This is a genomic window from Escherichia sp. E14S1, assembly GCF_004211995.1.
Classification (GTDB): domain Bacteria; phylum Pseudomonadota; class Gammaproteobacteria; order Enterobacterales; family Enterobacteriaceae; genus Escherichia.
This window is the reverse complement of record NZ_RHJQ01000036.1, coordinates 1-3,052: the sequence shown is the minus strand read 5'-3', so window position 1 is coordinate 3,052 and position 3,052 is coordinate 1. Positions and strand designations below refer to the sequence as shown.

Here is a 3,052-nt window from a genome sequence, read left to right as displayed (position 1 = left end):
GAAGTTTTGCTCTTTAAAAATCTGGATCAAGCTGAAAATTGAAACACTGAACAACGAAAGTTGTTCGTGAGTCTCTCAAATTTTCGCAACACGATGATGAATCGCAAGAAACATCTTCGGGTTGTGAGGTTAAGCGACTAAGCGTACACGGTGGATGCCCTGGCAGTCAGAGGCGATGAAGGACGTGCTAATCTGCGATAAGCGTCGGTAAGGTGATATGAACCGTTATAACCGGCGATTTCCGAATGGGGAAACCCAGTGTGATTCGTCACACTATCATTAACTGAATCCATAGGTTAATGAGGCGAACCGGGGGAACTGAAACATCTAAGTACCCCGAGGAAAAGAAATCAACCGAGATTCCCCCAGTAGCGGCGAGCGAACGGGGAGCAGCCCAGAGCCTGAATCAGTGTGTGTGTTAGTGGAAGCGTCTGGAAAGGCGTGCGATACAGGGTGACAGCCCCGTACACAAAAATGCACATGCTGTGAGCTCGATGAGTAGGGCGGGACACGTGGTATCCTGTCTGAATATGGGGGGACCATCCTCCAAGGCTAAATACTCCTGACTGACCGATAGTGAACCAGTACCGTGAGGGAAAGGCGAAAAGAACCCCGGCGAGGGGAGTGAAAAAGAACCTGAAACCGTGTACGTACAAGCAGTGGGAGCCTCTTTATGGGGTGACTGCGTACCTTTTGTATAATGGGTCAGCGACTTATATTCTGTAGCAAGGTTAACCGAATAGGGGAGCCGAAGGGAAACCGAGTCTTAACTGGGCGTTAAGTTGCAGGGTATAGACCCGAAACCCGGTGATCTAGCCATGGGCAGGTTGAAGGTTGGGTAACACTAACTGGAGGACCGAACCGACTAATGTTGAAAAATTAGCGGATGACTTGTGGCTGGGGGTGAAAGGCCAATCAAACCGGGAGATAGCTGGTTCTCCCCGAAAGCTATTTAGGTAGCGCCTCGTGAATTCATCTCCGGGGGTAGAGCACTGTTTCGGCAAGGGGGTCATCCCGACTTACCAACCCGATGCAAACTGCGAATACCGGAGAATGTTATCACGGGAGACACACGGCGGGTGCTAACGTCCGTCGTGAAGAGGGAAACAACCCAGACCGCCAGCTAAGGTCCCAAAGTCATGGTTAAGTGGGAAACGATGTGGGAAGGCCCAGACAGCCAGGATGTTGGCTTAGAAGCAGCCATCATTTAAAGAAAGCGTAATAGCTCACTGGTCGAGTCGGCCTGCGCGGAAGATGTAACGGGGCTAAACCATGCACCGAAGCTGCGGCAGCGACACTATGTGTTGTTGGGTAGGGGAGCGTTCTGTAAGCCTGTGAAGGTGTGCTGTGAGGCATGCTGGAGGTATCAGAAGTGCGAATGCTGACATAAGTAACGATAAAGCGGGTGAAAAGCCCGCTCGCCGGAAGACCAAGGGTTCCTGTCCAACGTTAATCGGGGCAGGGTGAGTCGACCCCTAAGGCGAGGCCGAAAGGCGTAGTCGATGGGAAACAGGTTAATATTCCTGTACTTGGTGTTACTGCGAAGGGGGGACGGAGAAGGCTATGTTGGCCGGGCGACGGTTGTCCCGGTTTAAGCGTGTAGGCTGGTTTTCCAGGCAAATCCGGAAAACTAAGGCTGAGGCGTGATGACGAGGCACTACGGTGCTGAAGCGACAAATGCCCTGCTTCCAGGAAAAGCCTCTAAGCATCAGGTAACATCAAATCGTACCCCAAACCGACACAGGTGGTCAGGTAGAGAATACCAAGGCGCTTGAGAGAACTCGGGTGAAGGAACTAGGCAAAATGGTGCCGTAACTTCGGGAGAAGGCACGCTGATATGTAGGTGAAGCGACTTGCTCGTGGAGCTGAAATCAGTCGAAGATACCAGCTGGCTGCAACTGTTTATTAAAAACACAGCACTGTGCAAACACGAAAGTGGACGTATACGGTGTGACGCCTGCCCGGTGCCGGAAGGTTAATTGATGGGGTCAGCGCAAGCGAAGCTCTTGATCGAAGCCCCGGTAAACGGCGGCCGTAACTATAACGGTCCTAAGGTAGCGAAATTCCTTGTCGGGTAAGTTCCGACCTGCACGAATGGCGTAATGATGGCCAGGCTGTCTCCACCCGAGACTCAGTGAAATTGAACTCGCTGTGAAGATGCAGTGTACCCGCGGCAAGACGGAAAGACCCCGTGAACCTTTACTATAGCTTGACACTGAACATTGAGCCTTGATGTGTAGGATAGGTGGGAGGCTTTGAAGTGTGGACGCCAGTCTGCATGGAGCCGACCTTGAAATACCACCCTTTAATGTTTGATGTTCTAACGTAGACCCCTAATCGGGGTTGCGGACAGTGTCTGGTGGGTAGTTTGACTGGGGCGGTCTCCTCCTAAAGAGTAACGGAGGAGCACGAAGGTTGGCTAATCCTGGTCGGACATCAGGAGGTTAGTGCAATGGCATAAGCCAGCTTGACTGCGAGCGTGACGGCGCGAGCAGGTGCGAAAGCAGGTCATAGTGATCCGGTGGTTCTGAATGGAAGGGCCATCGCTCAACGGATAAAAGGTACTCCGGGGATAACAGGCTGATACCGCCCAAGAGTTCATATCGACGGCGGTGTTTGGCACCTCGATGTCGGCTCATCACATCCTGGGGCTGAAGTAGGTCCCAAGGGTATGGCTGTTCGCCATTTAAAGTGGTACGCGAGCTGGGTTTAGAACGTCGTGAGACAGTTCGGTCCCTATCTGCCGTGGGCGCTGGAGAACTGAGGGGGGCTGCTCCTAGTACGAGAGGACCGGAGTGGACGCATCACTGGTGTTCGGGTTGTCATGCCAATGGCACTGCCCGGTAGCTAAATGCGGAAGAGATAAGTGCTGAAAGCATCTAAGCACGAAACTTGCCCCGAGATGAGTTCTCCCTGAGACTTAGAGTCTCCTGAAGGAACGTTGAAGACGACGACGTTGATAGGCCGGGTGTGTAAGCGCAGCGATGCGTTGAGCTAACCGGTACTAATGAACCGTGAGGCTTAACCTTACAACGCCGAAGATGTTTTGGCG

The 3,052-nt window shown here is 52.6% G+C and carries 1 rRNA gene; it reads left to right on the top strand.

The features are described from left to right. Positions 1–127 precede the first annotated feature (127 nt). Positions 128–3,029, top strand: a 23S ribosomal RNA gene (locus tag D9734_RS22705). Positions 3,030–3,052 lie beyond the last annotated feature (23 nt).